Annotated in this window: 7 protein-coding genes; all 7 read right to left on the bottom strand. The window is 55.1% G+C overall.

Annotated features, from left to right (window positions below; translation table 11 throughout):
- Positions 1–694, bottom strand: a 694-nt coding sequence (locus tag VEI96_08290) for a peptidylprolyl isomerase (GenBank protein ID HXX57982.1), incomplete at its 3' end; no start/stop codon positions are given.
- A 67-nt stretch (positions 695–761) separates the two neighbouring features.
- Positions 762–1,667, bottom strand: a complete 906-nt coding sequence (gene folD, locus VEI96_08285; protein ID HXX57981.1) for a bifunctional methylenetetrahydrofolate dehydrogenase/methenyltetrahydrofolate cyclohydrolase FolD — start codon at positions 1,665–1,667, stop codon at positions 762–764.
- Positions 1,668–1,680: 13 nt separating this feature from the next.
- Positions 1,681–2,295 (bottom strand): GTP cyclohydrolase I FolE, encoded by a 615-nt coding sequence (folE, locus tag VEI96_08280; protein ID HXX57980.1) that lies wholly within the window; start codon positions 2,293–2,295, stop codon positions 1,681–1,683.
- 205 nt (positions 2,296–2,500) lie between these two features.
- Positions 2,501–3,475: a methylenetetrahydrofolate reductase gene (locus tag VEI96_08275; protein ID HXX57979.1), complete on the bottom strand. Its 975-nt coding sequence runs from the start codon at positions 3,473–3,475 to the stop codon at positions 2,501–2,503.
- A complete protein-coding gene (locus VEI96_08270; GenBank protein HXX57978.1) occupies positions 3,475–4,191 on the bottom strand; it encodes a methylenetetrahydrofolate reductase C-terminal domain-containing protein in 717 nt (238 codons plus the stop codon). Before VEI96_08270 ends, VEI96_08275 begins: the two co-directional genes overlap by 1 nt.
- Positions 4,188–4,643 carry a hydrogenase iron-sulfur subunit gene (locus tag VEI96_08265; protein ID HXX57977.1) on the bottom strand — a complete coding sequence of 152 codons (456 nt, stop codon included), beginning with the start codon at positions 4,641–4,643 and terminating at the stop codon, positions 4,188–4,190. Before VEI96_08265 ends, VEI96_08270 begins: the two co-directional genes overlap by 4 nt.
- A 108-nt stretch (positions 4,644–4,751) precedes the next feature.
- Positions 4,752–5,241: 4Fe-4S binding protein (locus VEI96_08260; GenBank protein ID HXX57976.1), on the bottom strand; the 490-nt coding region annotated here is incomplete at its 5' end.

Raw genomic sequence — 5,241 nt, 5'->3', positions numbered from 1 at the left:
CCGTCACCTTTATAATATGGTAACCGTACTGAGTCTTGAGAGGTCCGCCGATCTCCCCCTTTTTTAAGGCGAAGGCAGCTTTCTCAAATTCCGGCACCATCTGGCCCCTCGAGAAGTAGCCGAGATCTCCGCCGTTAGCGGCAGAGCCTTTGTCAATGGATTTCTCCTTGGCGAGCTTTGCAAAGTCAGCGCCCTTCTTGAGCTGTTCCATGATCTTATTCGCTTCATCCTCGGTCTTCACAAGGATGTGACTCGCCCTTACCTGGTTGTTTGCGGTGAGCTCATTCTTGTGTGCATCATAATAGTCTCTTACTTCTTTGTCACTCACCTTAGCCTTCTCCTCCACCTCTTTCTGGAGCAGAGTGCCGATGAGGGTGAGTTTCTTGAAGTCCTCAAGCTTCTTCTTGTAATCATCGCTATTTTCGAGACCCTTCTTTTTTGCCTCCTGGTAGAGCATCTCCTTCTTGACTAGTTCGTCTACGAACTTTTCGGTCCCCGCCGGGCCCGCAAACATCTTCTGTATCTGTTCAGGAAGCCCTTTCATTTCCCTGCTAAGGTCGTCGGGCGTTATCGTCGCGGAACCGACTTTGGCGAGATATCCCGAAACGGGCGCCTTCTGCCCTTCCGGCGCCTTTGTACAGGCGAAGATGAAGGCGATTGACAGAATCAAGACTACAGATAGAATCCTCTTCATGTATCCCTCCGGTGCTGACATTGTTTTTTTATAATAGTTCAAAGATCTTCCGCTTTGCTTTACATAATTACAGTCCGGCCTGTATCTTCGCCGATGCTACCGTGTTCTTCATGAGCATGGTAATGGTCATCGGTCCGACGCCGCCCGGTACTGGGGTGATGGCACCTGCAATCTCCTTGGCCTTGTCGAAGTCCACGTCTCCCCGCAGGATCGGCACGGGTTTGCCGGTCTTCTCGCTGATCTTCTCACCGACACGGTTCACACCGACATCGATAACGCAGGAACCGGGCTTGATCCATTCAGGTTTCACAAGGTGCGGAACACCCGCTGCGACGATGAGGATATCGGCACGCTTGCAGTGGAACTCGAGATTCTTCGAGCCGGTATGGACGATCGTGACGGTAGCATTCGCCCCCTTTGCCTTCTGGAGCATGATCATCGCAATGGGTTTGCCGACGATATTCGACCTCCCCACCACGACGACTTCAGCGCCCGAGGTCTCGAAGCCCGAACGTACGATCAGCTCCTGGATACCGGCAGGGGTGCAGGGTAAGAATTTCGCCTCCTTGCCCCCGATCATGAGACGCCCCACGTTGACCGGGTGGAAGCAGTCGACGTCTTTGTCCGGGTTGATGGCGGTGAGGACTTTCTTTTCATCGATATGCTTGGGCAGAGGAAGCTGAACGAGAATGCCGTGTATCTTCGGGTCCTTATTGTATTTCTCGACAAGTTTGAGGAGATCGGCCTCGGACAGGTCTTCCGGCTGATCGTCCTGAATCGAGTGGAACCCGAGTTCATGGGCCGTTTTCTGCTTGCCCGTAACATAGCTGACCGAGGCGGGGTTCTTTCCGACCAGGATGGTAACCAGTCCGGGCACGACGCCGCTCTTTTCCTTCATCTCGGCTACTTCCTTCTTCAGTTCTTCCCGTATCTGTGCGGCGATTTCCGTACCACTGATGACTTTTGCAGACATCTTCTTCCTCCTTTTAGCCTTTTTTCTTGATGAGTTCGAGTGTCTCTTCTCTCGTGCTCTGTTTCGTTCTGAATATTCCCCTTACCGCTGAAGTGACGACCCTTGATCCCGGCTTCTTGATCCCTCGCATGCTCATGCAGAGATGCTCGGCATCGAGGATGACCATGCATCCCTTCGGCCTCAGTTTTTCCATGATGAGGTCAGCCAGTTGTGTTGTGAGTCGTTCCTGCACCTGCGGCCTTTTTGCGAAAACCTCAAGTGCCCGAGAAAGGGAACTGATACCGACAATCCTTCCGCCTTCCGGTATGTAGGCGATGTGAGCCTCACCGGCAAAGGGGAGGAGGTGATGCTCGCAGACCGAATAGAAGGGTATCTCCTTGAGAAGAACCATCTCATCGTGTTTTTCGCCTTCCATCGGCGTGAGCAAATCTCTCGGCGACTCTCCGAGGCTTGAGAATATCTCCTGAAACATTTCGGCCACCCGCTCGGGTGTTTTCCGGAGCCCCGGTCTCTCGGGATTCTCCCCGATGCCCTCTATGATCAGCCTGACCCCTGCCTGTATCTTTTTCTTGTCCATAGGATTGAGAAAAGAATTCGCTATCTTAGCATTTTCCCCGCAGTTTATCAATGTACGTGCGGTTCTTCTAAGAGGGGGCGCAGGATAAAAACCATTCACAACAGGTCAGCAGTATGCGGTGGCGCTCAAGGAGATGCGTAAAATCAGGAGAGACTCTCGTGAACCCTTACAAGTCTGATACGGTAATGCTCTCTGTAATCTTGCGGTGATGAGGACAGGGATAACGGACAAGCGTCCTCATCGGGCAGGTCACGCCTCAGGGAATGGCAGGCCGCGGATATAATCCAGCCGCTTTTACGATCTCCGGCATGGCGGTTTCCCACTCGATGGCCTGTATGTGGACACCCTTTATTCCGGGGATTTCGAGTACCTGGCGGATGAGTTCGACCGCTATCTTGATCCCTTCCGCCTCCTGCAATTCCTTCGCCTTCTTCTTGTCGTCTCCTGCGGTCTCTTTCGCCTTGTTCATCCGGTCGATGAGCGCCTTCGGTACAGAAACGCCTGCCACGGAGGAGTCCATATATTTGAGCATCATCGCACTCTTCGGTACGATGATGCCGCCGAGGATAGCCGTGCGCTCGTGGAGTCCCATATTCCTGATCTTCTCCATCTGGGAGCGGAAGCCTTCGATATCGTAGATGCCCTGTGTTTGAATAAAATCAGCGCCTGCGTTCACCTTTTTCAGGAGGTTGATCGGCCTGAAGTCTATCGGTTCGCCCATGGGTGTCCAGGAGGCGCCCACAAAGAACTTCGGGGCTACTTCGAGAGGATCACCGCCCTCCTGTTTCCCCTCATCACGCATCTTCTTGAGAATGCCGACGAGCTGGCAGGTGTCGACATCATAGACGTTTTTCGCTCCGGGATGTCCTTTCAACCTTCCTGCGGCGCTAAAGGACTGATGGTCACCGGCGATACAGAGACAGTTCTTGAGTCCAAGCGCGGAAGCACCGAGCAGGTCTGCCTGCATGGCGATGCGGTTCCGATCCCGGCAGGTCATCTGCATGACCGGCTCAAGGCCTTCCCGCAACGCCAATACCGCTGCGGCGATACTCGAAATGCGGACTACCGCTGTCTGGCAGTCGGTGATGTTTGCGGCGTCACAGTGTCCCTTAAGAATGTTTGCCTTTTTAATAACTTCGTGGGCATCGGCGCTCATGGGAGGGCCTAACTCGGCCGTCACTGCAGGCTGTCCGCTCGCGATTACTTTTTCCAGATTGCTTCCGCTCTTCATTATTTCTTACCTCCGGCTGTCTCGGACTTCTGCGCTTCCTGATCCTCGTACTCACGAATGTGCTCAAGCGAGACCCTTCGCGGACCGCCGTCCCGCGCAGTCGACCAGTTGCGCGCCGGCTGGATCTCGGAGAGCTTCTCAAGCGTTCCGAGTCTTTTCATCCTTTCCACGATGAGATACCATGCGCAGTCCACGTTAGGGCTGATCTCGCACTTGCCCTTGTTCGTACCGCCGCAGGGCCCGTTCATGAGCGTCTTGGAGCAGCGCGCAACGGGGCAGATACCGCCCGTGAGGTGGAGGATGCAATTACCGCAGCCCGCGCAGAGCTCCTCGAAGACACCAGGTGCCGGCACGGCCCCGTAGAACGAGGTGTTGATTCCGGGATAAACCGGGATATCGCCGATCCGCTCGGAAAGGAAATTGACCCCGACACCGCAGGCGGTCGAAAGCACCAGGTCGTATGTCCTGACATCCTCCATCAGCGGTTCAAAGAACTCGGGCTCACAATGCCTCTCTATGCCTGCATGCTTGATTTCCATATCCATGCCTTCCTGCACGGCCTTCATACGGAGCAGAGAAGCGAGGATCTCCGCTTCCTTGCCCCCGCCCGCATGGCATATGGCTACACAAGTGTTACAGCCGAAGACCAGGACCTTCTTGAAGCTCCTGACCATCTCCCAGATCTCATCGAACGGCTTCTGCTCGCCTACTATCATCGCTCCTCACTCCTTTTCATTGCTTCGCTCTTGCATGCCGCTGCCCATACCGGCGAAGGTCCGAGCGTCCGAATTCTTTCGGTGAACTCGGTACAGATCTCCGCCCATTTCGGTCCCATCGCTGCTGACAGGTTATACATCTCCAAGCGCTCGGGATCTATGCCGACTTTGGATAAAAGATTCTTTAGATAGCCGACCCTTCTCGCTGCGTACAGATTACCCTCCAGGTAATGACATTGACCTTTCAGTCAGCCGGCAACGAATACGCCGTCCACGCCCCTCTCGAAGGCCCTGAGGACGTGGATGTGATCGAGCTTTCCGGTGCAGGGAAGCCGGATAATCTTCACGTTGGATGGGTAGGAAAGCCGCATGACCCCTGCCAGGTCCGCCGCTGCAAAGGCACAGAAATGACAGGCAAAGGCAAGGACGTTCGGTTCCCAACCGGACGGTATCTCTCGCGGTTTTTCCACCGAGGGAACTTCCTTCACCGCGGTCCTCTCCGCGAGTTTATCCATTCTCTATTCCTCCTCCGAACTCAATATCGAACAATAGCCCCATGCTTACCCCCCGACGACCCCCGGCTCGCACTCGACCGCAGCATCTATCATCGCAAGGATCTGGTCATCCCGGAAGTTGTTTACCTGGAAGGCCTTCGCAGGACAGATCGCCGCACAGATTCCGCAGCCGTGGCACTTAACCTCATTGTGAGCGACCTTCCCGTCCTCACCGATGTAGGGAGAGTCAAAGGGGCACACCCTGAAGCAGCTGAGACAGGACATGCAGAGGTCTTTCCTGTGCTTGGCGATGATCCCGGAGACGGCCAGACGCTCGTGAGACAAGACGACGCCTGCCCGGCCGGCAGCCGCCAACGCCTGCGTGATCGTCTCATCGAGGTTCTTGGGCGCATGCGCGAGGCCTGCGACGAATATCCCTTCACTCGGGAAATCGACCGGACGGAGCTTAACGTGGGCTTCAAGAAAATAGCCATCCTGGTTACGGGTGACCTTGTACATCTCGCCGACCCTGTCGGTGGTGGGATGCGGCCTGAGC

It is taken from the genome of Thermodesulfovibrionales bacterium, from assembly GCA_035622735.1.
Classification (GTDB): Bacteria; Nitrospirota; Thermodesulfovibrionia; order Thermodesulfovibrionales; family UBA9159; genus DASPUT01.
The sequence above is the reverse complement of the archived record's forward strand: the minus strand, read 5'-3'. Positions and strand labels throughout refer to the sequence as shown.